The sequence below is a fragment of the Rhodospirillum centenum SW genome, from assembly GCF_000016185.1.
Classification (GTDB): domain Bacteria; phylum Pseudomonadota; class Alphaproteobacteria; order Azospirillales; family Azospirillaceae; genus Rhodocista; species Rhodocista centena.
The window spans coordinates 3,681,860-3,705,794 of sequence record NC_011420.2 but is presented as its reverse complement, the minus strand read 5'-3'; the positions used below and the strand labels follow the sequence as shown (position 1 = coordinate 3,705,794).

At 70.3% G+C, this 23,935-nt stretch carries 20 protein-coding genes; 11 read left to right on the top strand and 9 right to left on the bottom strand.

Annotation, left to right across the window (positions count from 1 at the left end; genetic code table 11):
• From RC1_RS22305 to hisS, 3 genes are all read right to left on the bottom strand, one after another.
• A complete protein-coding gene (locus tag RC1_RS22305; protein WP_234703792.1) occupies positions 1–1,467 on the bottom strand; it encodes a penicillin-binding transpeptidase domain-containing protein in 1,467 nt (488 codons plus the stop codon).
• A gap of 4 nt (positions 1,468–1,471) precedes the next feature.
• Positions 1,472–3,031 (bottom strand): transglycosylase domain-containing protein, encoded by a 1,560-nt coding sequence (locus RC1_RS22560; protein WP_272912048.1) that lies wholly within the window; start codon positions 3,029–3,031, stop codon positions 1,472–1,474.
• Between the two features lie 233 nt (positions 3,032–3,264).
• Positions 3,265–4,617: a histidine--tRNA ligase gene (gene hisS / locus RC1_RS17105; protein ID WP_012568706.1), complete on the bottom strand. Its 1,353-nt coding sequence runs from the start codon at positions 4,615–4,617 to the stop codon at positions 3,265–3,267.
• Positions 4,618–4,787: 170 nt separating this feature from the next.
• Here hisS and pyrC point away from each other — a divergent pair, with 170 nt between their 5' ends.
• On the top strand, positions 4,788–5,846 hold the full coding sequence (pyrC, locus tag RC1_RS17100) for a dihydroorotase (protein WP_012568704.1): 1,059 nt from the start codon (positions 4,788–4,790) through the stop codon (positions 5,844–5,846).
• Positions 5,847–5,939: 93 nt separating this feature from the next.
• Entirely contained in the window at positions 5,940–6,614 is a 675-nt protein-coding gene (locus RC1_RS17095; protein ID WP_012568703.1) for an orotate phosphoribosyltransferase, read from the top strand.
• A gap of 100 nt (positions 6,615–6,714) precedes the next feature.
• Here RC1_RS17095 and RC1_RS17090 read toward each other — a convergent pair whose 3' ends face one another.
• Both RC1_RS17090 and RC1_RS17085 read right to left on the bottom strand, forming a co-directional pair.
• Entirely contained in the window at positions 6,715–7,329 is a 615-nt protein-coding gene (locus RC1_RS17090; protein WP_012568702.1) for a hypothetical protein, read from the bottom strand.
• Positions 7,330–7,507: 178 nt separating this feature from the next.
• Complete coding sequence (locus RC1_RS17085) at positions 7,508–9,031, bottom strand: methyl-accepting chemotaxis protein (RefSeq protein WP_234703791.1); 1,524 nt, start codon at positions 9,029–9,031, stop codon at positions 7,508–7,510.
• A gap of 489 nt (positions 9,032–9,520) precedes the next feature.
• On the opposite strand from RC1_RS17085, the gene RC1_RS17080 reads away from it, so the two are divergent.
• Complete coding sequence (locus tag RC1_RS17080) at positions 9,521–9,835, top strand: hypothetical protein (protein WP_012568700.1); 315 nt, start codon at positions 9,521–9,523, stop codon at positions 9,833–9,835.
• Positions 9,836–9,937: 102 nt separating this feature from the next.
• Positions 9,938–10,810: a helix-turn-helix domain-containing protein gene (locus RC1_RS17075; protein WP_012568699.1), complete on the top strand. Its 873-nt coding sequence runs from the start codon at positions 9,938–9,940 to the stop codon at positions 10,808–10,810.
• A 50-nt stretch (positions 10,811–10,860) separates the two neighbouring features.
• Here RC1_RS17075 and RC1_RS17070 read toward each other — a convergent pair whose 3' ends face one another.
• Together RC1_RS17070 and RC1_RS20425 are read right to left on the bottom strand one after the other, a co-directional pair.
• Positions 10,861–12,114: a serine hydrolase domain-containing protein gene (locus RC1_RS17070; protein ID WP_012568698.1), complete on the bottom strand. Its 1,254-nt coding sequence runs from the start codon at positions 12,112–12,114 to the stop codon at positions 10,861–10,863.
• Positions 12,115–12,145: 31 nt separating this feature from the next.
• The gene (locus RC1_RS20425) at positions 12,146–12,568 is read right to left on the bottom strand and encodes an RT0821/Lpp0805 family surface protein (RefSeq protein ID WP_049766749.1); all 423 of its coding nucleotides are present in this window, start codon (positions 12,566–12,568) and stop codon (positions 12,146–12,148) included.
• 436 nt (positions 12,569–13,004) lie between these two features.
• On the opposite strand from RC1_RS20425, the gene trxC reads away from it, so the two are divergent.
• The 7 genes from trxC (at position 13,005) to RC1_RS17030 (ending at position 22,716) form a co-directional block, all read left to right on the top strand.
• Entirely contained in the window at positions 13,005–13,493 is a 489-nt protein-coding gene (trxC, locus tag RC1_RS17060) for a thioredoxin TrxC (RefSeq protein ID WP_012568696.1), read from the top strand.
• A gap of 39 nt (positions 13,494–13,532) precedes the next feature.
• Positions 13,533–14,498, top strand: a complete 966-nt coding sequence (locus RC1_RS17055) for a DnaJ C-terminal domain-containing protein (protein WP_012568695.1) — start codon at positions 13,533–13,535, stop codon at positions 14,496–14,498.
• Positions 14,495–14,851 carry a chaperone modulator CbpM gene (locus tag RC1_RS17050; protein WP_012568694.1) on the top strand — a complete coding sequence of 119 codons (357 nt, stop codon included), beginning with the start codon at positions 14,495–14,497 and terminating at the stop codon, positions 14,849–14,851. The genes RC1_RS17055 and RC1_RS17050 overlap by 4 nt, the downstream gene beginning before the upstream one ends.
• Positions 14,852–15,089: 238 nt before the next feature.
• Positions 15,090–17,516, top strand: coding sequence for a phosphoenolpyruvate synthase (gene ppsA / locus RC1_RS17045; RefSeq protein ID WP_012568693.1), 2,427 nt, complete (start codon positions 15,090–15,092; stop codon positions 17,514–17,516).
• A gap of 410 nt (positions 17,517–17,926) precedes the next feature.
• Positions 17,927–18,304 (top strand): hypothetical protein, encoded by a 378-nt coding sequence (locus RC1_RS20420; protein ID WP_012568692.1) that lies wholly within the window; start codon positions 17,927–17,929, stop codon positions 18,302–18,304.
• 109 nt (positions 18,305–18,413) lie between these two features.
• Positions 18,414–19,628, top strand: a complete 1,215-nt coding sequence (locus RC1_RS20415; RefSeq protein WP_012568691.1) for an SAM-dependent methyltransferase — start codon at positions 18,414–18,416, stop codon at positions 19,626–19,628.
• 112 nt (positions 19,629–19,740) lie between these two features.
• Complete coding sequence (locus tag RC1_RS17030; protein WP_012568690.1) at positions 19,741–22,716, top strand: tetratricopeptide repeat protein; 2,976 nt, start codon at positions 19,741–19,743, stop codon at positions 22,714–22,716.
• Between the two features lie 10 nt (positions 22,717–22,726).
• Here RC1_RS17030 and RC1_RS17025 read toward each other — a convergent pair whose 3' ends face one another.
• Together RC1_RS17025 and RC1_RS17020 are read right to left on the bottom strand one after the other, a co-directional pair.
• Complete coding sequence (locus RC1_RS17025) at positions 22,727–23,662, bottom strand: NAD(P)/FAD-dependent oxidoreductase (RefSeq protein ID WP_012568689.1); 936 nt, start codon at positions 23,660–23,662, stop codon at positions 22,727–22,729.
• Between the two features lie 11 nt (positions 23,663–23,673).
• Positions 23,674–23,913, bottom strand: coding sequence for a hypothetical protein (locus RC1_RS17020; protein ID WP_012568688.1), 240 nt, complete (start codon positions 23,911–23,913; stop codon positions 23,674–23,676).
• Positions 23,914–23,935: the final 22 nt, after the last annotated feature.

The window sequence follows — 23,935 nt, the reverse complement described above, 5'->3', positions numbered from 1 at the left end:
CTACAGCGTGGGCCCCCGGTCGGCCGTCTGCGGATCGCCGGGGCTGACCAGCGGCTGCAACGCCGGCGCCAGGATCTTCAGAAGCTGCGACGGCAGGGCCGAGGTGAAGCGGTACTTCGCGGCGTCTGGCCCGTGGACATGGGCCGTGATGACGCCGAAGAAACGGTCCCCGATATAGAAGACGAAGGTCGCCGTCCGGTTCACGACGCGGCTTTCCAGCACCACGCCGCCCGCACCGTAGCGTTCGAAGCGGTGATCGCCGGTTCCCGTCTTGCCGCCGATGGGGAGCGGTGCGCCGTCAACGGTCGTGAAGGCGCCCCGGACCCGGCGGGCGGTGCCGTTCTCCACGATGTCCATGAGGTGGCGGCGCAGGGTGGCGGCCACCTCGGGCTGCATCACCTGCTCTGCCTCCTCCCGGTCCGTCAGCGCGAACCGCGTTTCATAGGGTGTGCCGGCAGCGAAGTGCAGCCCGGTGATGCGGGCCGTGGGCAGGCGCACGCCGTCGTTCAGGATGATGCCCATCAGTTCGGCCAGGGCACCCGGACGGTCGGCGGAACTGCCGATCGACGTGGCGTAGCTGGCGATCAGGCTTTCGAAGGGATAGCCCAGCCGGCGCCATTCCGCATGGATGCGGTCGAACGCCTCTTCCTCCAGCACGATGCCGATGCGGCTGTCCTGGGCGCTCTTGTGCCGGGTCTTGAACAGCCATTCATAGCTCTCCTGCCGGGAGGATGAGCTTTCCTTCAGCATCTGCCGGCGCGGCGCCTGCGGCGTGTCCTGGAGATAGGCGACGAGCCACAGCTCCAGCGGATGCACCTTTGCGATGTAGCCGCGGTCGTTCAGCGACCACGCCGCCGGATCGTACTTCTGGTACAGCGCCTCCACCTGCGCCTGGGGCGGGGCGCCGGTGGGCAGGCGCTTGCCCAGGAAGGCCGCCAGTTCGCGCGGGCCGGCATTGGGCCGGACCGAGCGGAAGGCAGCGGCCAGACGGTCGGGCTGCGCCGCGATCCGGCCGGCCAGACGGTCCAGCGCCTGATCGGGCGTCATGTCCTTGTAGTCGGACCAGAACCTGTTGAGGAACTCGGTCCCCTCCTGATCGGCGAAGCGGGCCAGATAGGTCTGCCGCACCGGATGGCGCGGGTCGTCCAGCAGGTCGTCCTTGCGGGCCGGCCCCTCCGCGATGAAGTGGTTCACGATGTCCCGCATCATCCGGATGAAGACCAGATTGACGGAATGGCGGAACGCCTCCGCCACGGTCATGACGCGGCCGTTGTCCTTGTCGTCGAAGTTCCCGAAGGTGTGCAGGCCGCCGCCGGTGAAGAACCGTTCGGCCGGGCTGGCCGAGTACTGCCGTTCCATGGCAAGGGCGAGCATCGCCTGGAGGCCGGCGGCCTGCCCCTGGGCGCGGAGCTGCGCCATCGTCCGGGCGACCCACTGGGTCATCCGGTCCGGCGCGTCGGCCGCCACGGCCTCAAGCTCGGGCGGGGAGAGGTCGCGGAACCCGTCCGTGCAGCTTGGCGACGATCTCCAGATAGGTCGCCAGCGTGCGCAGCTTGGCGGTAGAGCCCAGGTCCAGCTTGGCGCCTTCGTTGAGATCGAGCGGCTGGTCCAGCGTATCGACCTGGACCCGCACGAGGTTCGCCGTCGGCGTCCGCTCGTAGAGGGTCACGCTGTAGACGACCTTCGACGGATCGGCCTGATTCAGCAGGCGGTCACCGACCAGCCCCAGCTCCGCCGCCGCTGCCGGATCGCGCAGCCGTTGCAGCACCTGCGTCACCCGCTCCTGCGACGGCTGGTCCAGCGTCGTCTCCACCGCCAGATCCAGCCGGTCCAGCTCATAGAGGCTGCGCACGCCCAGCAGCGACAGCAGCCGGCTGCGGATGGCGTTGGTCGCCTTCTGCGCCACGAAGGACGGTTCCGGCAGGGCCGGCGGTTCCGGATGGAAGCGCAGATGGAAGTTCTGCGCGGCGTCCGCCAGCGCCGGGTCGATCACCCCGGCGCGGTCCAGCACGCGCAGATGCTCGTTCGCCAGCCGCTCCAGCGCGCCACGGTCCTGCGCCAGATAATAGCTGGGGCGGCGCTGGGCCAGCAGCAGGCTGAGCACCTGCTTGTAGACCACGGCCTGGACGGCGAGTTCCGTCTCGTTCCGCGGAGGCGTCGAAAGGATGCGGTTGGCCACGGCGAAGTCGGTGCCGAACCACGCCCACAGCCCGTCGCCCAGCCCGTTCACCTCACCGATGCCGGCGCGGGCGGAAAGCGGCGTGGAGTTCAGATAGTCCACGACGATCCGATGGCGCACCGTGCTGGTCTCCGGACCGTCCAGATAGGCCCGGACCGACGCCGACATCATCTGCCGCAGCTTCTCCACGCCCGTGGCGGTGCGCCCGTCGGGCGAATGGCGGTACTTCTCGATCTGCGTGGCCAGCGTGGAACCGCCGGCCCGCGGATTGTCCGGGTCGATGAACTTGAGCGGAATGTTGGCCAGCGCCAGGGCGAAGCGGTCCCATTCCACCGCGGGATTGCGCATCGGGTTGGCGGTGTCCAGCAGCTCCCGGTTCTCGATATAGAGCAGGGTGCGGACGACGAGCGGCGGCACCTCGGCGAAGCCGGCATAGGTGCGTTCGGGGAAGCGCGCACCATGAAGCTGGCCACCCGTGCGGTCGGCGATGCGCAGGCCGGCACTCGTCTTCTCCCGATAGGGGGCGAAGCCGCCGAACTCGACATAGTCGCGGAACTGCGGCGTCGGCCGGGCCTGCGCCTCGACCCGGTAGGAACCCGCGGTCAGCCGCTCGATGAAGTCCGGCAGCCGGGTGTACCCCAGGCGCACGTCATAGGGGCCGGAGCCGGGGAACCGGATGTCGGGATTGGGGCCGGGCTCCACCCGGTAGGTCAGGTCGCGCCCGATCCGCGACAGGACGGCGGATTGCAGGACGGAGGTCCGCATCTCGTACCAGCCCGCAGCACCTGCTGCCCCGGCCAGCACGAGCGCGACCCCCCAGGCAAGTCCCCGGACCCACCGCGCTCCAGCCATGACCCGCCGTTCCCCCGCCCCCGAAGAGAAGTCCGTCCGGGCAACCATGGGATATCCTGGTTAAGAAGCGCTTTCGGTTCGAAGGATGCATCGCATCGGGACGCAGTATCGACCCTCCGGACGGGCGCTTTCAATGCCCATCCGGACGGAACGACGCAGGCCCCGGAAGTGTGACAGGGAATCCACGATTCCGGGCACACCCGACGGATGCCGTGACAGAAAGGGGAGCGGCCTCAGCCCGTGCGGGTGCGCAGCCAGTCCGCCAGCCCGGCCCGGGCCACGGCGGCCTGTTCGCCGCTCACCATGTCCTTCACGGTGACCTCGCCCCTGGCCTTCTCGTCCGGGCCCATGATGACGGCGAAGCGGATGCCGGCCTTGTCGGCATAGGCGAACTGCTTCTTCGGCTTTGCGGGTTCGAGCTGGATCTCGGTGTTGATCCCGGCGGCCCGCAGCTCCGCCCCGATGGCGAGATAGTCGGGCAGCAGCGCGGAATCGAACTGGGTCACCAGCACCTGCACCGTGCTGGGCCCGTCCGTGACGATCCCGGCCTGCTCCAGCGCGTAGAACAGGCGGGTCAGCCCGATGGAGATGCCGACGCCGGGCAGCTTCGACTTCGTATAGAGCCCCGCGAGGTTCTCGTACCGCCCGCCGGAGCAGACGCTGCCGAGACCGGGATGGTCGGTCAGGAAGGTCTCGTAGACCGTGCCGGTGTAGTAGTCGAGCCCGCGGGCGATGGCGAGGTTCACGCGCCAGTGCGTCTCCGGCACGCCGAACGCCTTCAGGGCCGCGACGACCTCCGACAGTTCGGCAAGGCCCGTGCGGAAGGTCGGGGTGTCCACGCCCAGCCCTTCCAGATGCGCCAGCGTGTCCGCGGCGGGGCCGGCGAACCCGATCATGTCCAGCACGCGGCCGGCGGTGGCGGCGTCCAGCCCGATCCCGTCGCCCTGCAACAGCCCGACCACCTCGTCGCGGGACAGCTTGTCCAGCTTGTCCACCTGCCGCAGCACCAGCGCCCGCGTCTCCGGCTCATTGATGCCCAGGCTCTCGAACAGGCCCAGCAGGATCTTGCGGTTGTTGAAGTTGATCCGGAACGGCCCGACATCCAGTTCGCTGAAGATCGTGTAGATGACGGCCGGCATCTCTGCGTCGAAGACGACGGGCAGGCTGTCCTTGCCGATCACGTCGATGTCGCACTGGTAGAATTCGCGGTAACGGCCCTTCTGCGCCCGCTCGCCGCGGTAGACGCGCTGCATCTGGTAGCGGCGGAAGGGGAAGGCGAGGTCGCGCTCGTGCTCCGCGACATAGCGGGCGAGCGGCACCGTCAGGTCGAAGCGCAGCGCCAGATCGGGCCGGTGGCCCTGCTCGATGGCGCCCGTGGACTGCACGAAATAGACCTGTTTCTCCGTCTCCCCGCCGGACTTGGAGAGCAGCACGTCCGCCACCTCGAACACCGGCGTCTCCACCGGCAGGAAGCCGAAGCGCTCATAGCCGCGGCGGATCGTGTCCAGCATCCGCTGGAAGGCGATCTGGCGGCGCGGCAGCAGTTCCATGGTGCCGGGGGGCGTGCGGGGGGTGATCAGGGACATCGCGGGGGCTGCTCGTTCGGAGACCTCAGGCGGGACTGTTTAGCCCCTCGGGGCGGCGTGCGCCAGTACCCCCTGCCCCGCTGGCCACGCTGCCGGGGACGCGCCGGGCGGGGGTTGAGCCCCGGCGCGGAACCGCCTACGAATGGGACATCCCCTCCGGACGGACCGCCATGACCGAGCAGCCGCAGCGCCTGACCCTCCGCCGCCCCGACGACTGGCACCTGCACCTGCGCTCCGGCGCCATGCTGCGGGCGGTGCTGCCCTTCACCGCGCGGCAGATGGGCCGGGCCATCGTCATGCCGAACCTGCTGCCGCCGGTGACGGACACGGCGCGGGCGCGCGCCTACCGTGACGAGATCCTGGCCGCCCTGCCGCCGGGCAGCGGTTTCCGCCCGCTGATGACGGCCTATCTGACCGACCACACGGACGCGGACGATCTGGCGGCCGGCTTCCGCGACGGGCTGTTCACGGCGGTGAAGCTCTATCCCCAGCACGCCACCACCAATTCCGCCCACGGCGTCACCGACCTGCGCACCGTGGCGCCGGTGCTGGAGCGGATGCAGGAGATCGGCCTGCCCCTCCTGGTGCATGGCGAGGTGACCGACCCGGCGGTGGACATCTTCGACCGCGAGGCCGTGTTCCTGGACCGGGTGCTGGAGCCCCTGCTGCAACGCTATCCGGCCCTGCGGGTGGTGCTGGAGCACGCGACGACGGAGGAAGCGGTCGCCTTCGTGCGCCGGCACGGCCCCTCGGGCCGGATCGGCTGCACGATCACGGCGCACCATCTGATGATCAACCGCTCGCACCTGTTCGCCGGCGGCATCCGGCCGCACCTCTACTGCCTGCCCATCGCCAAGCGGGAGAAGCACCGGCTGGCCCTGCGGCGCGCGGCGACGGGCGGGGAGCCCTGGTTCTTCCTGGGCACCGACAGCGCGCCGCACCCGGTCGGCGCCAAGGAGAGCGCCTGCGGCTGCGCCGGCATCTTCACCGCCGCCACGGCCATCGAGCTGTACGCCCAGGTCTTCGAGGAGGAGGGCGCGCTCGACCGGCTGGAGGCGTTCGCCAGCCTGAACGGTCCCGCCTTCTACCGCCTGCCGCCGAACGACGACCGCATCGTGCTGGAGCGGTCGGGAACGGTGGCGCCCGAACCCGTCGCCGTGGACGGGAACATCGCCGTCATGCCCTTCCGCTCGGGCGAACGGCTGGACTGGCGGGTGGTGGAAGGGTAAACCACGCCCGCCCTTCCGGCGGCCGGCACGCGCTGCGAGCGCCGATGCCCCGCGACGGACGCCCCAACGGACTCCAGCAACGGACCCCGCCCCATGATCGACGCCCAGACCGCCGCCACCGAGACCGCCAAGATCCTGCTGGAGATCAAGGCCGTCCACTTCAACGCGGCGCAGCCCTTCATCCTGACCTCGGGCCGGGCCAGCCCGGTCTACATCGACTGCCGCAAGATCATCAGCTTCCCGCGGGCGCGGCGCTTCATCGTGCAGGCGGCCAAGGACATGCTGCTGCGCGACGCCGGCTTCGAGCAGTTCGACTGTGTGGCCGGCGGCGAGACGGCGGGCATTCCCTATGCCGCCTTCCTGTCCGAGGCGCTGGACCTGCCGATGCTCTATGTGCGCAAGAAGCCCAAGGGTTTCGGCCGCAACGCCCAGATCGAGGGCGACCTGAAGGAGGGGGCGCGGGTCCTGCTGGTGGAGGATCTGACCACCGATGCCGGCAGCAAGGTCAATTTCGTGAACGCCGTGCGGCAGGCCGGCGCTGTCGTGGAGCATGCCTTCGTGGTCTTCCACTACGGCATCTTCCCGCGCTCGCTGGAGACGATGGCGGGGCTGGGCGTGAAGCTGCACGCGCTCTGCACCTGGTGGGATGTGCTGCGCGTGGCGCGGGAGGACGGCCGCTTCGACCCGGCGACGCTGGCCGAGGTGGAGAAGTTCCTGCACGCGCCCGAGGCGTGGTCGGCCGCCAACGGCGGCACGGAACCCGCCTGAACACGGGGACCCTGAACACGGGCTCCCTGAACACGGAGAAGACGGGCCGGATCGCCAGGACCCGGCCCGCCCGACGGCGGCGCTTTCCGGCCGGGCCGGATCAGAGACGGCCGAGGTCGATGTTGACCGTCAGCACGCCGATGGCAGCCCCCGTCGCGGGGTCGGCGATGGTGATGCTGGCGGTCGAGACGAAGGTGTTGACGGACTCGTCGAAGTTGGGGTCTTCCACCAGCAGGGCGCCCGGCCCCTTCGGGAAGGTCTCCTGCCACTTCGGTTCGTCGCCCTGGAAATAGTCGCTGGTCACGCCGGTCTGGCCGACATTCAGGCCCTTGGCGGAGATGACGAAGATCTCCGCCATCAGGCCCAGGGATTTCGCCTGGTAGTCCCGCAGCGCGGCCGAAACGGGTCTGGACAGGGTATCCTTGATCAAGGGGCCGCTGCCGGCCTTCGCCTCCTGCCGCCACTGCCGGTCCAGCGCCTGGATGGCCGCATCGTCCAGCGCGGCATGATCCGCGTTCGCCGCCGTGATCGCAGCGATCACGCGGGGATCGGCGGCAATGGCCGTGGCCTCCTCCTTCAGGTATTTCTCGACCAGAGGCCGCAGGGCCGCGGGGTCGATCGCGGCCGCGGGTGCCAGCATGGAATGGCCGCTTCCCGACGGCAGCACGGCGCCCAGCGAGAGGGCTGCCAGGGCCGCTGCCAGCAATTTACGCATCAGGTCCTCCCTTGACGGTTCGCCCGCCGAGGGCAAGCCGGCGGGCGCAGGACCTTCTGCATACGCAGGGGTGTCGTAATAATCGGCTAAGATTTCTGGTTAATGACGTCTTTAAAGTTGAACCCCCGCGCCGTGGGCGCGGGGGTCCGGAAGACGTTGACGCGGGCCGCGGATGTCCTCAGGCGGCGCGGACCTGCACCAGGAAGCGCTCGACCTGCACCGACAGGGCCTCCGACTGCTTGGACAGGGCGCGCGCCGCGTCCAGCATCTCGTTGGCGGTCTGCCCGGTCTCCTGCGCCGCGGTTTCCAGCGAGGTGATGTTGCGGGTGACCTCCATGGTGCCCATGGACGCCTGCTGCACGTTGCGCGCGATCTCCTTGGTGGCCGCGTCCTGCTCCTCGACGGAGTGGGAGACCTGGTCGGAGATCTCGTTGATCTCCGAGATGGTGCGGCTGATGGTGATGATCGCGTCCACCGCCTCGCGCGTCGCATCCTGCATGGTGGTGATCTGCGAGGCGATCTCCTCCGTGGCCTTCGCCGTCTGGTTGGCAAGGCTCTTCACTTCGCTCGCCACGACGGCGAAACCCTTGCCGGCCTCGCCGGCGCGGGCGGCCTCGATGGTCGCGTTCAGCGCCAGCAGGTTCGTCTGGCTGGCGATGTCGGAGATCAGCTTCACGACGTCGCCGATGCTCTGCGCCCGGCTGGCCAGCGACTGCACGGTGCCGTTGGTCTTCTCGGCGGTGGCGGCAGCGGCCTTGGCGATGCGGGCGGACTGGCCGACCTGGGTGCTGATCTCGGCAAGCGAGCCGGCCAGTTCCTCGGTGGCGCTGGCGACGGACTGCACGTTGGCGCTGGCCTGCTGCGTGGCAGCGGCGACGGCGCTGGTCTGCGAGCGGCTCTGCTCGGCCGAGGTGGATAGGGCTTCCGCCGTCTCCTGCATCCGGTCCGACGCGGAGGACAGTTCGGCGACGACGCCCTTCACGCTGGCCTCGAAGGCGCCGGCCAGCTTCTGCATGGACTGGCGCTTCTCCTCCGCCGCGCGGCGCTCGGCCTCCTGCTGCACCCGCTTCAGGCGCTCGACCTCCAGCGCGTTCTCCTTGAACACCTGGACCGACCGGGCCATGGCGCCGACCTCGTCACCGCGCTCGGTGCCGGTGACCTGAACGCTCAGATCGCCGTTGGCGAGCGTCGTCATGGCCGTCTGGAGGGTCTTCAGCGGCGTGCCGACCATGCGGTGCAGCAGGAAGACCAGCAGCCCGATCAGGCCCACCAGCACGATCACCGAGACGATGGCGTTCTGCAGCACGGTGCCGGAGATCGTCTCCTCCAGGCTGGCGCGGCTCCAGGCCACGGTCACGGTGCCGACCAGATCGCGGTTGGCGCCGGCCCGGACCGGGGCGGAAATGATCATGACCCCGTCGCGTTCGACCGAGGTCATCTCCTTCACCGTCTTGGGCAGACCGGAACCGGCGATGTCCACCGGCGTGATGGCGGTGGACTTGAACTCGTCCAGCAGTTCGCCGTCGGCGTCATAGACCTGGAGGCTGGCCAGGCTGGCGCTCTTGGCCTTTGCAAGGTCGGCATAGCTGTCGGCGATGGCCGCCTGCTGCTTGAACCGGACCGCCGCGCTCATCTGCGCGGCCATCATCTCGGTCACGAGCTGGTCGGACAGTTCCGCCTGCCTGAGCATCGATCCGCGCATGGCTGATGCGCTCATCACGATGACGAGGACAAGGCCGAGGATGATGGGGATGGCGATCGCGACAGCGATCTTCTTGCTGATGGACCATTTTCCGGTCCCCAGGAATCCGCCGCCCGCCGCTGCGGCAGCCTTGTTTGCCAAACCGTTCGCAACAGTCGCCATAGTTTTTCGCCTCGTCTTCCGTCTGCACCGACCAGCGGGAGCGCACCTACCGCGGATCGTTCGATCAGCCAACCTATAAAATTCTTCTTAAAGTGCAGGAGAAGGGCTCACCAAGAAGCCCTTGCCTGCGTGTACCACTTTCGCATAGCTATACCTCAGAATGTTAGGAAAATCTGATTGCGGTTAGCAACCCGCCGACGGGACAGCCGCTTGAGGAATGCGGGGGCATTACCTGCAATTTTAGATATCTACTGGAGTGCGAAGATTGACTGCCGTTGCTGACTTCTGCGGCAGTCTGCTTCTGCGAGGGCTGACGAGGAGAAGACCGTGAAGAAGACTCTTGCGACGACTGCCATGCTGCTGACGCTCGGATTCGCCGGCACCGCTGCCGCCGACTGCACCGTGGGCGATCCGCCTACCGTTCCGGACGGGACCTCCGCGACGGAAGCCGAAATGGTCTCCGCGCAGCAGGCCATTAAAGCCTACGTTGCGGAGACGCAGGAATTCCTGCAGTGCATCGAGTTCGAGAGCAAGGGACGGCCGACGGGCGACGCGACCCGCCGCTACAACGAAGCATCCGAACGCATGGAGAAGCTGGCCTCCAATTTCAACAAGCAGCTCAAGGTCTTCAAGTCACGCTGACCGTTCTGGGGGGATGGACGCACGACCGTCCCGCACCGCACTGGAAACTGGTTAAGCTTCTCGCTAAATATCCAGTCTCCTGCTGCGGTTAGGGGTCTTTCAATGGACGTGCGGCTGCCGAAGGCTTTGGACGATCTTCCTGCGAACAGCCGCGATGCGGACGACGACGACGAGGGACGTCCGTCGTTGCGTCCCATCCGGTCGCTGTTGCGCGGGCTTCAGTGTCTGATGGTGCTGAACACCAGGGACGGTGTGACGGTCAGCGAAATCGCCCGCGCGGCGAAGCTGCCCCGCACCACCGCCCACCGGATCCTGGAGACTCTGTGCGACGGCGGCTATGTCATCCGTGACCCGCTGGATGAACGCTACCGCGCCACCATCCTGGTGCGGTCCCTGTCCGACGGGTTCGGTGACCAGAGCTGGGTGCGGGAGATCGCCAAGCCGGCCCTGGATGCCTTGTGCCGACAGGTGCTCTACCCGATGGCCCTGGCCACACCGTCCGGCCTCACCATGCTGGTGCGGGAGACGACGGACAGGCAGAGTCCGCTGGCGCTGGAGCGCTATTCCGCAGGCGTGCGGGTGCCGATGATCTATTCGGCCTCCGGCCGCCTGCATCTGGCGCTCAGCGCGCCCTCCCACCGGCAGGCGATGCTGGACATCCTGGAGCGGATGTCCACTCGCCCCGACAGCCCGCTGCGGAACCGGGGCGAGTTCGAACGCGAACTGGACCTGTCCCGCAGCCAGGGCTACGCCATCTATCACCGTCCGCCCAACAAGGAGGCGACGGTATCGGTGCCGATCCATGTCGCAGACAGCCCGATCGGCTATCTCGCCATGCGGTACATCGCCTCGGCCGTCACCTCCAAGGATCTGGTGACGACCTATCTCCCCCGCCTGCGGGAGACGGCGACCGGCATCGGCGAGGCGCTCGCCACCATTCCCAACCCGGAGTGGGGCGAAGGCGTCCGCGCCTGATCGCCGGTTCCTGACGGGTCGGCCCCGGTCGGAGACGCGTCGGCCCCGGATCAGGGCTGCGGGTCCAGCGGCACCGCCTCGACGGCCGGCACCGGCGGGGGCTTCGTGATCGGCGGCAGTTCCTGCCCGGCACCGGGCCGGGCAGAGGTCTTCCGGCCGGGCGTCGCCACCACGGCGCGCGCGATCAGGTTCGGCAGCGCCGATTCGTCCCAGCCGGCCACCGGCCCGCCCAGGCGCAGCACGACCAGTCCCGCCGCGCGGGAGACATAGAGGCGCTGCCCCCCCTCCCCCGCCAGGAACACCATGTCGGGCTCGATGAAGGGCTCGGCGGCGTGCAGCGGACCGTTACGGTCGTGGGGCCAGCCGAGTCGCACCCGGTAACCGTCGTTGCGGGCATAGGGAGTGGGGCGCTGCATCTCTGCCAGCCAGTCGGCCGGCACCAGGGGGGCACCCCCGACGGCACCGTCCTCCAGCAACAGCAGACCCAGCCGCAGCCAGTCGCGCGGCGTTGCCTGGAGGCTGGATGCCTGCGCCGTGCCCCCGGCCCGGTCCAGGCGCATTCCGGCGGTGCGGGCCCCCAGCGGCCGCCACAGCGTATCCGAGAGATGATCCGCCAGGGGGCGGCCACCGGCGCGGGCCAGCACCAGCCCCAGCAGGTCCGTCTCCACCGCGGCGGGCGCGAAACGGCTGCCGGGCACCACCTGCAACGGTGCCGCCAGCAGCCGTGCCGTGAGATCGTCCGCCGGGTCCGCCGGGGCCGGGCCGAGGCCGCTGGTCCCCAGCGCGAGCTGGCGCACCGTGATCCGCCCGCGCGGATCGGACGCCCATTCGGGCAGCCAGCGCGAGAGCGGCTCGTCCAGCGAGGGCAGCAGCCCGTCGGCGACGGCACGGCCGGCCAGCATGGCCAGCACGGCCCCTTCCAGACCGCGGCCGGGCAGCCGGTCGAAGGGGCGGACGTTCGGCCCGTACTGTTCAAGCTGCAGGGCGCCGTCGTGCCAGATCAGCAGGGCATCCGTGCCGGTGCGCCGGGCAGTCTCGGCGATGGCGGCCAGCCCCGCCGCGTCCAGGCTGCGGGCATCGGGGGCGGCGACGGGCAGCAGCGCGCCTTCCGTTCCCGCGACCTCGGCCAGGGCCGGGCCGGAGGCAGCGTCCGGCAGCACCGGGCCGGGTGGCAGCACGATGGCGGTCGAGGCTCCCTGCGGACCTTGCGGCCGCGGCCCCCCGTCCCCCCGCTCCCACAGCAGCAGGGCGGCCGCAGCGCCCGCGGCAAGAACGGCAGCAGCGCCGATGATCCCCCGTCTCATGCCCGTCCCCCCCGTGCGGAGGCCGGAACCATCAGTCCGGGCGACGGAACAGCGGGAATTCGCGCAGGTCCGCGACCTCCCAGGCCCCGTCGGGCTGGCGGCAGAGGAAGCCCGTGGCGTGCTGGTACAGCTTGTCCAGGATGACCACCGAATGGAACTCGCGGCAGGGCCGGTTGTCGGAATCGTAGCCGTCGCGCAGAATCTTGACCGCACCGCGCTTGCCGCTGTCCGGGTTGGCCCAGCCGACGACCTCGTCCACCGGCTTTGCGGCAACCTGCCGCAGGGCGCCTTGCAGGCCGGCATTGTCCGCCGCATCCATCACGATCGCGGTCGGTGCCGCCGGCGCGGGCGGCGGTGCCGGAGGCGCCTCCGGCGGGCGCGAGGCGCAGCCGGCCAGAAGGAAGAGAAGGACCGCCGCCGGGATCGCTCCGCCCCGGCCAGGACGCCATGCCATGGTCGCCGTCATCCGCTGTTGCGCACTGGAAGCCGGGGTCTGTTTGCCCCAGCCGACCCCTGGCGCGCAAGGTCGCACCACTGTCCCGGACCGCATCGGTCACAGCATCGGTCGCAGCGGAACCGGCGGCATGCGGCCCCCGGGCCGGTACGGCACAGCCCCCCTGCGACCGGGAGGCGGGGAACGCCGGGGTGGACGGGCTCGATCTGGACGGCATAGATTCCGCTCGTGAAACTGGAGACCCGGCAGCCGCCGGGCCGGCCGGTTCGACCGGCCACCGTCTATCCTTAGCGGGATGAAGGCGGCGAGAGAAAGGCGGCAGAGTGGCCGGCCCCGTGCGGCAGGCCCCGTGCGGTAGACACGGGAACGGTAGACACGGGCACGGTAGGCACGGGCACGGCGGACAGGCCGGAAGCGCGATGAAGGGGACACGGCCATGAGCGACAATCACCCTGCCCCCCATCCGCCCAGGGCGGACCGGCTTCATCTGGTCTGCCCGTCCTGCGGCACGACCAACCGCCTGCCCCGTGACCGGCTCGACTCCGGCGGTCACTGCGGAAGCTGCAAGGCGCCGTTGTTCCAGGGGCGGCCCGTCGATCTGACCGCCGCCGCCCTGGTCCATCACCTGAAGGTGGACGACATCCCCCTGCTGCTGGACGTGTGGGCGCCCTGGTGCGGTCCCTGCCGGGCCATGGCGCCGGACTTCGCCCGTGCCGCGGCGGAGCTGGAGCCGCATGTCCGGCTGGGCAAGCTCGACTCGGATGCCGAACCCGCGGCGGCACAGCAGCTCGGTATCCGCAGCATCCCCACGCTGGTGCTGTTCCACGGCGGGCGGGAGCTGGCGCGCAGCAGCGGCGCCCTGCCCGCCGCCCATCTGATCGCCTGGACCCGGCAGGAGCTGAGCCGGGCCGGCGTCACGCTCTGACACCAGAGCAGAGGCAGAAAGGCAGGAGGGCGGAAGCCCATGGCCGGACCGACGATGACCGATCCCTATACGGTGCTGGGGCTGGCGCGCGATGCCACGCCCGAACAGATCAAGGCCGCCTACCGCAAGCTGGCCAAGAAGCACCATCCCGACCTGAATCCGGGCGATACGGCGGCGGCCGACCGTTTCCGCGAGATCGCCGCCGCCCACGACCTGCTCTCCGATCCGGAGAAACGCGCCCGCTTCGACCGCGGCGAGATCGACCAGGACGGGCAGGAACGGCCGGCCCGTGGCTTCTACCGCGACTTCGCGGAGGGGCCGGGCGGGGCGACCTATACCGGCGGCCCCGACCTGTCGGCCGAGGACCTGTTCGCCGAACTGTTCGGACGCATGGGCGGGGCCGGCGGGCGTGCAGGGGTGAAGGCCCGCGGCGCGGACGTGTCCTATACCCTGCGGGTCGATTTCCTGGATGCCGTGAACGGCGGCCGGCGGCGGCTGACCCTGCCCGACGGGCGGGAACTGGAGGTGGCGATCCCGCCCGGCACCCACGACCGCCAGACCCTGCGCCTGAAGGGCCAGGGCCAGCCCGGCTTCGGCGGGGGGCCAGCCGGGGACGCCTATGTCGAGGTGCATGTGCAGCCGCATGCCGTCTTCACCCGCAAGGATTCCGACATCCATGTCGAGGTGCCGGTGACCCTGAAGGAGGCGGTGCTGGGCGCCCGCATCCAGGTGCCCACGGTAAGCGGCCCGGTGATGCTGACCGTGCCCAGGGGATCGAACACCGGCACCACCCTGCGCCTGCGCGGCAAGGGCGTGCCCGGCCGCGCAGGCGGACCGGCGGGCGGCCAGCCTTCCGGGAATCAGCCCGGCGGTGACCAGTATGTGCGGCTGAAGGTGATGCTGCCGGAAAGGCCCGATCCCGAGCTGATCCGCTTCGTCGAAGGCTGGGCCGGCGGCGACCAGGATGTCCGCTCGGAACTGTCCGGAGGGGGGACCAGGCCATGATCCGGATCATGGAATTCGCCGCCCGCTGCGGGGTCGCCGCCGGCGACGTGGACATCTGGGTGGAGCGGCGCTGGCTGCTGCCCCTGCGCGACGAGACCGGCCCGAGCTTCAGCGAGACCGATCTGGCCCGCGCCCGGTTGATCGTCGAGCTGGAGCGGGACCTGGGCATCGACCCCGAGGCGATGCCCGTGGTGCTGTCGCTGCTGGATCAGGTCCACGGCCTGCGCCGCCGGATGAGGCTTCTGACGGAGGCGCTGATGGAGCTGCCGGAACCGCACCGGACGGCACTCTGCCGCCGCCTGCTGGAGGCCGACCCGGACAACGGCGGGGACAGCGGCGGGGACAGGGCCTGAGCGCCGGTCCCCGGCGGGAACCGCGCACCGGAGGATCGCCGGCCGTCTTGACCCAGGTCAAGGCGGGGCCGCAAGTCCTTCGCAACTGTGCTGGGGTCAGCAGCGTCCGGAGGGACGGCGCCGGAGACACCGCCGGGGGAAGGGTCCAGGGCTGGACCGGGGTCGGGCGGTGTCACCGGACAGGGAGTGCCCCCGGTGCCGTCTGCGGCATCCATAGAGCTGACCCGGAGTTCCCCCCATGACCGACTACATCCGCTGGTTCAAGGACCTCACCATCGACGACGTGCCGCTGGTGGGCGGCAAGAACGCCTCGCTGGGCGAAATGTACCGCGAGCTGACGCCGCTGGGGGTCCGCCAGGCGAATGGCTTCGCCGTGATCGCGGACGCCTACCGCACCGCGGTGACGGCCGCCGGGGCCTGGGACGAGCTGCACCGGCTGCTCGACCGGCTGGACAAGAATGACACCGACGCCCTGGCCCGGGCCGGGCAGCGGGCGCGCGAACTGGTCTACGCCGCCGGCCTGACGGACGAGACGCGCGACCAGATCCTGCGTGCCTACCGCACCATGCGGGAGGAGTACGGGGACGAGCTGTCGGTCGCCGTGCGCTCCAGCGCCACGGCGGAGGATCTGCCCAACGCCAGCTTCGCCGGGCAGCACGACACCTACCTGAACATCCACGGCGAGGAGATGCTGATCGACGCGGTGAAGCGCTGCAACGCCAGCCTGTTCACCGACCGCGCCATCAGCTACCGCATCGACAAGGGCTTCGACCACTTCAAGGTGGCGCTGTCGGTCTGTGTGCAGAAGATGGTGCGCTCCGACCTCGCGGCCGCCGGTGTCATGTTCTCCATCGACACCGAGACGGGTTTCCAGGACGCGGTGTTCGTCACCGGCGCCTGGGGCCTGGGTGAGAACGTCGTGCAGGGCGCCGTGGACGTGGACGAGTTCTATGTCCACAAGCCCGCCTTCCGCAGCGGCCACCGCGCCGTGCTGCGGCGGGTGCTGGGCGAGAAGCAGATGAAGATGGTCTATGCCCAGGGCCGCACCCGCGAACCCGTGGTCAACCGCCCGACACCGAAGGCCGACCGCCAGCGCTTCTGCCTGACGGACGAGCAGGTGCTGACGCTGGCCGACTATGCCATCAAGATCGAGGACCACTATACCCGCCGCCGCGGCCACGCGATGCCCATGGACATGGAATGGGCGCTCGACGGCACGGACGGACAGCTCTACATCGTCCAGGCGCGACCGGAGACGGTGGCCTCGCAGAAGACCGGGGCGGTGCTGGAGACCTATGAGATGCGGGGTCAGGGCCCCGTGCTGGTCACCGGCCGCGCCGTCGGCACCCGCATCACGACGGGCCGCGTGCGGATCGTGCGCTCCGCCAAGGAGCTGAGCGCCTTCCGGCCCGGCGAGGTGCTGGTGGCCGACACGACGACGCCGGACTGGGAGCCGGTGATGAAGAAGGCCGCCGCCATCGTCACCAACCGGGGCGGCCGCACCTGCCACGCGGCCATCGTCAGCCGCGAGCTGGGCATCGCCGCCGTGGTCGGGGCGGAAGCGGCGACCGAGACCCTGTGCGACGGGCAGGAGGTCACCATCTCCTGTGCCGAGGGCGATGCGGGCCGTGTCTACGAAGGCATACTGCCCTTCGAGGTGGTGCGGACGGACCTGTCGAAACTGGGCCGGCCGCGCACCCATGTGATGGTCAATCTGGGCAACCCGGAACTGGCCTTCCAGACCAGCTTCCTGCCGGTGGACGGTGTCGGCCTCGCGCGCATGGAGTTCATCGTCAGCGAGAGCATCAAGGTCCACCCGATGGCGCTCGCCCACCCGGACCGGGTGACCGACCCGGCCGACCGCGCCGCCATCGCCGCCGTCACCCGCGGCTATCCGTCGGGCGAGGCCTATTTCGTGCAGAAGCTGTCGGAGGGCGTGGGCACCATCTGCGCCGCCTTCTGGCCGCGCCCGGTCATCATCCGGCTGTCCGACTTCAAGTCGAACGAGTATGCCGCCCTGCTCGGCGGCCGCGGCTTCGAGCCGGACGAGGAGAACCCGATGATCGGGTTCCGTGGCGCCTCGCGCTATGCCCACCCGGCCTATGCCGACGGCTTCGCGCTGGAATGCAAGGCGCTGGCCCGGGTGCGCAACGAGATGGGCCTGACCAACCTGAAGCTGATGGTTCCCTTCTGCCGCACCGTGACGGAAGGGGAGAAGGTGCTGGCCACGCTGGAGCAGCACGGGCTGAAGCGCGGGGCGGACGGGCTGGAGATCTACGTGATGTGCGAGATCCCTAACAACGTCATCCAGATCGACGCCTTCGCCCGGCTGTTCGACGGCTTCTCCATCGGGTCGAACGACCTGACGCAGCTCACGCTCGGCGTGGACCGCGACAGCCCGCTGGTCGCTCCCAGCTTCGACGAGAACGACCCCGGCGTGATGGAGATGCTGCGGCTGGCGGTGGAGGGCTGCAAGCGCAACCACCGGCACAGCGGCATCTGCGGACAGGCGCCCAGCGACTATCCGGAGATCGCCAAGTTCCTGGTGCGCCACGGCATCGACAGCATCAGCCTGACCCCGGACAGCGTGCTGCGCACCCTGCCGGCGATCCTGGAGATCGAGCGCGAACTGGGCATCGCCCCGCGGACGCAGGCAGCCGGATGACCTGAAGGACCGGGAGGCCGGTCCGGGCGGGGAACCTTCCCCGCCCGGCGGTCCTGTTGGTCCCCCCGGGGCCGGGTCGGCGCTTCCGCCGCTCCCGGCCGCCCGGCCCTGCCAGCCCGGCCCTGCCAGAAGCCAGCCAGAACCCTGCGGGTCCCCGCCGGCCGTGACGGTCAGGGACAGGCGAGGACGCAGGGTCGCCGCACACAGTTGCGTGCAAAGCGGTCGGCTTCTCGCCATCCGCACGAAAACCGCACCCTCTTTCGCGTGAATCCACTTGCCGCTACACGGGGGGCGAGTGTATAGCGCTGGGTCAGAGGCCGGACGGCCCTGACGGGTCCGGCCCTTCCGCGGACGGCCCTGCAGGAAGCGGCCGGCGCATCCCTGCTGAACCCTCGCTCCGGAGCGCGCCCATGACGACCATCGTCCCGACCGAACTCGACCAGCCCGACGTCATCGAACTCTCCGGCGGCGAGCTGGATGTTGCCGAGCTTTCCGGTGGCGAGCTGGACGTGGCCGAACTCTTCGGCGGCGAGCTGGACGTGGCCGAACTCTCCGGTGGCGAGCTGGACGTGGCCGAGCTTTCCGGCGGCGAGCTGGACGTGGCCGAGCTTTCCGGCGGCGAGCTGGATGTTGCCGAGCTTTCCGGCGGTGAGCTGGACGTGGCCGAGCTTTCCGGCGGTGAGCTGGACGTGGCCGAACTCTCCGGCGGCGAGCTGGACGTGGCCGAACTCTCCGGCGGCGAGCTGGACGTGGCCGAGATCGGCATCATCAACACCTTCGATCTCTGACACCGGCCGGCCGTCCCGCCGTGCGGCCCGACTGAGTCACCGTAATGAACGGAAGGGCGCCCCTGCGGGCGCCCTTTCTGCATCATCCGTCCCCATGAGAGCCGCCCCGATGGCCGAGACAGAGACACCCCCCGCCGCCCCCTCCCCGTCGGCGCCCGAGCGGCCCCGCGGCAGCCTGACCGTTGTCGGCACCGGCCTGCGCGCCCTCTCGCACATGACGCTGGAGGCGATCTCCCACATCCGCGACGCCGACCGCGTCTTCTTCAGCGTGCCGGACGGCGTAACCGCCCGGCAGATCCGGGACATCAATCCGGAAGCCGTGGACCTGACGCAGTATTACGGCGAGGACAAGCGGCGGAAGCAGACCTATGTCCAGATGTCGGAGGTGATCCTGCGCGAGGTGCGCGCGGGCAGCGCCGTCACCGCCGTCTTCTACGGCCATCCGGGTTTCTTCGTCTTTCCCGCGCGTCGCATCCTCTCGATCGCCCGCAAGGAGGGCTACCGGGCGGTGATGCTGCCGGGCATCTCCTCCCTGGACTGCCTGATGGCCGACCTGCGGGTCGATCCCAGCGTCAACGGCTGCCAGATCCTGGAGGCGACGGACCTGCTGCTGCGCAACCGGCCCATCATCACCTCCGGCCACGTCATCATCCTCCAGGTGGGGTCGGTGGGCGATTCGGCCTTCTCCTTCACGGCCGGCTTCCGCCATGCCAAGCGGGCCGTGCTGTTCGAGCGGCTGATCGAGGCCTATGGCGAGGAACACCGCAGCGTCCTCTATCTGGCGGCGACATATCCGGGTCTCGACGGGCAGGCCGTGGTGCGGCCGCTGGGGGCCTACCGCGATCCAAAGGTGCTGGCCTCGGTGCCGCCGGCCGGCACGCTCTACATCCCGGCGAAGGACATGCTGCCGACCGACATGGCGATGGCGGAGAAGCTGGGCATGTCCGCCCTGGTCGGCCCCGACGCGCCGGTCCCCGCCGGCCCCGACAGTTACGGCCCGTTCGAGGCGCAGGCCATCGCCGCGCTGGACCATTACCGTCCTTCCCCGACCTGGCGCCCCCGCACGGCATCGAAGGCGCTGCAACGGGTGATGACGCTGCTGGCCGGAACGCCGTCGGTCGCCGCCGTCTACCGCAAGGACCCGGCCCGGCTGGTGGATCTGCACCCCGACCTGACCCCGGCCGAACGCAAGGCCCTGCTCTCGCGCCGGGCCGGACCGCTGAACGCGGTGACGGCGCCGCCGCCGGAAGGGGCGCCCCCCACGGTGGACGAAGCAGGCAACGGCAATGGCGGCGACGCCCCGTCAGAGGGGGAAACCGCCTGACCGGACAGGGAAAGTCTGTTCGTGGAAGCCCGATGCTTGGGTAGGATACTCAGGCAGAGGGGGGCGACCCGCGGACCGCCCCGGCCCCGAGTGTCCGCCCGACTGGAGTGCCATGCTCGACCCGTTCGGTCTTCCCGATCAGGTTTCGCACCTGGAAGCCCGGCTCCGGCAGGAACAGTCCGGGCTGGAGGGGTTGCGGGCCGGCGTCGCCCTGTCCTGGTATCTGCGCCAGCGGGATACCCGGCGGGCGCTGGCGCTGGCGGCGGAAACCCAGCACCGTCTGGCGCTGAGCCCCGACGTACCGCCGATCGAGCGGCTGCGGATGACGAGCCGGCTCTGCCTGACGACGGCCGAAACCTACCGGCTGCTGGCCCGGCTGGAGGACGCGGAAACCGCGGTGCGGGAGGCGCGCGACGGCTTCGCCGCCATTTCCGACCCCACGGGCCAGGGGGACACCGAAACCTTCATGGCCGACCTCTGCACCTTCAAGGGCGACCGGATCGGCCAGGACCACCATCTGGCGCGGGCTCAGGGGTTCTTCCGGGCAGCGCGCGACCCGGTGCGGCTGCGCTGTGTCGAGGCCTGGACGGCCCGGCTGGAGACCTATGCCAACGCGGCGCAGGCGTACCAGCGCTGGTGGAACCACCTGCACCGTCCCGACGATGTGCGCCACCCCGCCGTGCTGGCGCAGATCGCCAACTTCGAGGGCGGCCAGTGCTTCCAGCGCAGCGACTTTGTCGGTGCCATCCGGCACTGGCAGCGCGTCGTGGAGGCGGCGACGGAGATCGGCCAGCTCTGGCTGGCCGTCAACACCATGAACGTGATCGGGGCGGCCTTCGCCAACCTGCACGACTATGCCAGTGCCATCGAATGGAAGGAAAAGGCGCACGCCGTCGCCCTGGACACCGGCTGGCCGGAACTGATGGGCTCCACCCTGGGCTCACTGGCAGAGACGACGGTGGCGCTGGGCCAGCACGACCGCGCCCGCACCCTGTTCGACCGGGCCCTGGACTATCTGGAGCCGCTGTCCCGCAGCCGGCGCTATGTCATCACCGGGATCGCCCTGGGCAACCTGCATCTGGCCTGCGGCCGGCACCAGGAGGCGCTGGACTGGTTCGAGACGGCGCGCGACACGGCGGTGAAGCTGGGCCACCCGGACGTGGAACTGAACGCCGTGCGCGGCACGGCCGAGGCGCTGGCCCGGCTGGACCGCCCGGCCGAGGCGCTGGTTCCGGCACGGACCGCGCTCGACCGGGCGCGGCAGAACGACAACCGCTATCAGGAAATCGCCGTGCTGCGGGTGACGGCGGACATTCTCCGGCGCCTGCCGCCCGGCCCCGCGGTGCCCGACCCCGCCCGGCAGGCGACCGAGCACCTGGAGCGCGCCATCGCCATCGGGGAAACGCTGGAGGGCTATACGGTGCCGGCGGAGGTCCTGGCGGAGCTGTCCGCGGACCATGAGCGGCGCGGCGACCTGGACCGGGCTCTGCACTACGAACGGCGGGCGCGGCAGTCCTTCCAGGCCGTCTACAACCAGGAGACCAACGACCGGCTGCTGGCGGCCCAGCTCCGTTTCGAGACGCAGCGGGCCCGCGAGGAGGCCGAGCACCTGAAGGCCCTGGCCCAGGCCGAGACGGCGCGGGCGGCCATGCTGGACGAGGCGAACACGACGCTGGAACTGCTGGGCCGGATCGGACAGGCGATCACCGCGAGCCTGGATACCGAGGCGGTGTTCGAGGCGCTGCACCGGCACATGAACGAGCTGCTGCACGCCCCGGCCATGCTGATCGGGCTGATCGACCCGGAAAGCCGGCGGCTGGAGATGCGCTTCCGCATCGAGGACGGGCGGCGGCTGCCGCCCAGCACCCTGGCACTGGACGATCCCATCTCCTATTCCGTGCTGTCGGTGCGGGAGAACCGGGAGATCCTGCTGAAACGCGGCCGCGGTATCGAGGAAGCCAGCCACATTCCCGGCACCCGGGCAATGCTGACGATGCTGTTCCGGCCCCTGGCCGTCGGCGACCGGGTGATGGGCGTGCTGTCGGTCCAGTCCGACCGGCCGGAAGCCTATGGCCCGCGCGAGCTTCAGATCATCCGGACCCTGGGCGCCTACGGCGCCATCGCGCTGGCGAACGCCGAAGCCTATCGCTCGCTCGATGCCGTGGTGGCGGATCTGCGCGACGCCCGCGGCCGGCTGATGCAGCAGGAGCGGCTGGCCTCGCTCGGCCAGCTCGTCGCCGGCATGGCGCGCGAGGTGGCGACGCCGGTCGGCACCGTGGCCGGGCTCGCCGGGTTCGTCGCGGCAGAGGTGGGACGCCTGCGCAACCGGGCGGGAGCCGGTCCGGTGCCGCGGCCGGTGCTGCGCGAGTTCCTGGACACGGTGGAGGAGAGCAGCCGCATGATGGCCGCCACCGCCCGCCGCGTCATCGGCCTGCTGGACGCCTTCCACACTGTCGCTGCCGACCGTGGCAGTGACGGGGCGCGGGAGATCGACCTGACGGACTATCTGCGCGAAGTGCTGGCGACAGCGGAACCGCTGCTGCGTCCCGCGGGCGCGGAGATCCGGCTCGCCGGGCCGGAGGGGCTGCGGATCACCACCTGCCCCGGACTGCTGGCGCAGGCCGTGGCCAGTCTGGTGCAGAACGCGGCCGGCCGCGCTCTGTCCGGAACCGACGGATTGCCCGGAAGCGGCAGCCAGGTGCTGAGCGTGACCGTCACCCCGACCCCCGACGGTGGCGCCAGCATCACCATGGCCGACGACGGTGCCGTCACCGACGAGGACCCGGTGCGGGAGAACCGTGCCCGTGCCTTCGACCCCCTCTTCTCCACGCTGGCCCCGGAGGCAACGGTCCCGGGGGGGGCGGCCTCTGTCCTGGCCTCGGGGGCCCTGGCCTCGGGGGCCCTGAACGGAGAAATCACCGGCGGTCTTCTGGACCTCCAGATCGTCCACGCCGTCGTCACCGGTCCCTTGCAGGGACAGATGGAACTGGGAGAGACGGGCTGCGGCAGGCTCTGCGTCATCCTGCGCCTGCCCCCCGCGGTCAGCGCCTCCGCGGCCCTGCGGCCACCCCGCCGGCCCGCGGCCTGACCGGCCGCGTCTACCGCCCCCGCGGATGCTCCCGCAGGCGCCCCCGTGGATGCTCCCGCAGGCGGTTATGCATGGCGGTGGCCGCGATGGCGCCCTGGGCCTGGGCGATGGTGATCTGGTTCAGACCGGGGGCGATGTCCCCCGCGGCGAACAGGCCGGGGATGCTGGTCTCCTGGTGCGGGTCGGCCCGCACCCGCCCGTCCTCGGCCAGATCGGCGCCGAGCCCGCGCGCCAGTTCGTTGCGGGGGGCGATGCCCATGGCGGAATAGACGCTGTCGAAATCCAGACAGCGGCCGCCGGGGAAATGGAACGCCTCCACCCGCCCCGCCTCGACCGTCACGCGCAGGGGGCGCCCCTGCTCCAGCCCGATCCCGGCGGCGACCAGCCGGTCGTGCTGCCCGGCGGTCAGACGCCCGCCCAGGGTCAGCAGGGTCAGCGTGCCGGCATAGGGCCGGATGAACTCCGCTTCGCGGACGGCGTGCTCGCCGCTGCCGACGACGGCGACCCGCTCTCCCGTCACCTCGTAGCCGTCGCAGATCGGACAGTAGCGCACCAGCCCCTTACGCACGCTCTCATACTGGTCCGGCAGGCCGGGGTCGATGTCGATGACGCCGGTGGCCAGCAGCACCAGCGGCGCCCGCCAGACATCGCCGTCCGCCGCCTCCGCCACGAAGCCGTCTGACGTCCGGTCCAGCCGGACGATACGGCCCCGCTGCACGGCGGCACCGTAGCGTTCGGCCTGGCAGCGCATCCGCTGGATGAGTTCCACCCCGTTGATCCCGTCGGGGAATCCCGGATGGTTGTGGCTGCGCGGTATCCAGGCGCAACGGGCGTTGGCGGCATCGACCACCAGGAAGTTGCGCCGGTAGCGGGCCAGATAGATGGCGGCGGTCAGCCCGGCCGGACCGCCACCGATGACAAGGGCGTCAAGGACGTCACCGGGCATCGGCCGGCGCCCTAGACGTCGTAGTCGCGGCCGGGCGTCTTCGACCGGTCCACCTCGGGGTCCTGGCCGGACTTCTCGGTCAGGGCCGCGTCCCCGATGGCCCCGTCCCCGGCGGAGGTGTCCGCGGGGCGGCGCCCGTCGTCGCGGGCCGGGGGGCCGGGCTTGTGCTTCCCGCTGGCGGGATGTCCCGTCGCTTCGCTGTCGGTCTTTCCCGTCGCTTCGCTGCCGGTCTTTCCCGTCGCTTCGCTCATGGGGGGGTCTCCTGTCGGTTCC

Excerpts from the sequence above, each read along its gene's own strand:
- RC1_RS17030 (WP_012568690.1), top strand. The coding sequence starts at position 19,741 with ATGCTCGACCCGTTCGGTCTTCCCGATCAGGTTTCGCACCTGGAAGCC.
- trxC (WP_012568696.1), top strand. The coding sequence starts at position 13,005 with ATGAGCGACAATCACCCTGCCCCCCATCCGCCCAGGGCGGACCGGCTT.
- RC1_RS20425 (WP_049766749.1), bottom strand. The coding sequence starts at position 12,568 with ATGGCATGGCGTCCTGGCCGGGGCGGAGCGATCCCGGCGGCGGTCCTT.
- RC1_RS17055 (WP_012568695.1), top strand. The coding sequence starts at position 13,533 with ATGGCCGGACCGACGATGACCGATCCCTATACGGTGCTGGGGCTGGCG.
- RC1_RS17025 (WP_012568689.1), bottom strand. The coding sequence starts at position 23,662 with ATGCCCGGTGACGTCCTTGACGCCCTTGTCATCGGTGGCGGTCCGGCC.
- RC1_RS20415 (WP_012568691.1), top strand. The coding sequence starts at position 18,414 with ATGGCCGAGACAGAGACACCCCCCGCCGCCCCCTCCCCGTCGGCGCCC.
- RC1_RS22560 (WP_272912048.1), bottom strand. The coding sequence starts at position 3,031 with ATGGCTGGAGCGCGGTGGGTCCGGGGACTTGCCTGGGGGGTCGCGCTC.
- RC1_RS17090 (WP_012568702.1), bottom strand. The coding sequence starts at position 7,329 with ATGCGTAAATTGCTGGCAGCGGCCCTGGCAGCCCTCTCGCTGGGCGCC.
- RC1_RS17070 (WP_012568698.1), bottom strand. The coding sequence starts at position 12,114 with ATGAGACGGGGGATCATCGGCGCTGCTGCCGTTCTTGCCGCGGGCGCT.
- RC1_RS17050 (WP_012568694.1), top strand. The coding sequence starts at position 14,495 with ATGATCCGGATCATGGAATTCGCCGCCCGCTGCGGGGTCGCCGCCGGC.
- RC1_RS17085 (WP_234703791.1), bottom strand. The coding sequence starts at position 9,031 with ATGCGCGGATCGATGCTCAGGCAGGCGGAACTGTCCGACCAGCTCGTG.
- ppsA (WP_012568693.1), top strand. The coding sequence starts at position 15,090 with ATGACCGACTACATCCGCTGGTTCAAGGACCTCACCATCGACGACGTG.
- RC1_RS17075 (WP_012568699.1), top strand. The coding sequence starts at position 9,938 with ATGGACGTGCGGCTGCCGAAGGCTTTGGACGATCTTCCTGCGAACAGC.
- RC1_RS20420 (WP_012568692.1), top strand. The coding sequence starts at position 17,927 with ATGACGACCATCGTCCCGACCGAACTCGACCAGCCCGACGTCATCGAA.
- RC1_RS17095 (WP_012568703.1), top strand. The coding sequence starts at position 5,940 with ATGATCGACGCCCAGACCGCCGCCACCGAGACCGCCAAGATCCTGCTG.
- RC1_RS17020 (WP_012568688.1), bottom strand. The coding sequence starts at position 23,913 with ATGAGCGAAGCGACGGGAAAGACCGGCAGCGAAGCGACGGGAAAGACC.
- pyrC (WP_012568704.1), top strand. The coding sequence starts at position 4,788 with ATGACCGAGCAGCCGCAGCGCCTGACCCTCCGCCGCCCCGACGACTGG.
- hisS (WP_012568706.1), bottom strand. The coding sequence starts at position 4,617 with ATGTCCCTGATCACCCCCCGCACGCCCCCCGGCACCATGGAACTGCTG.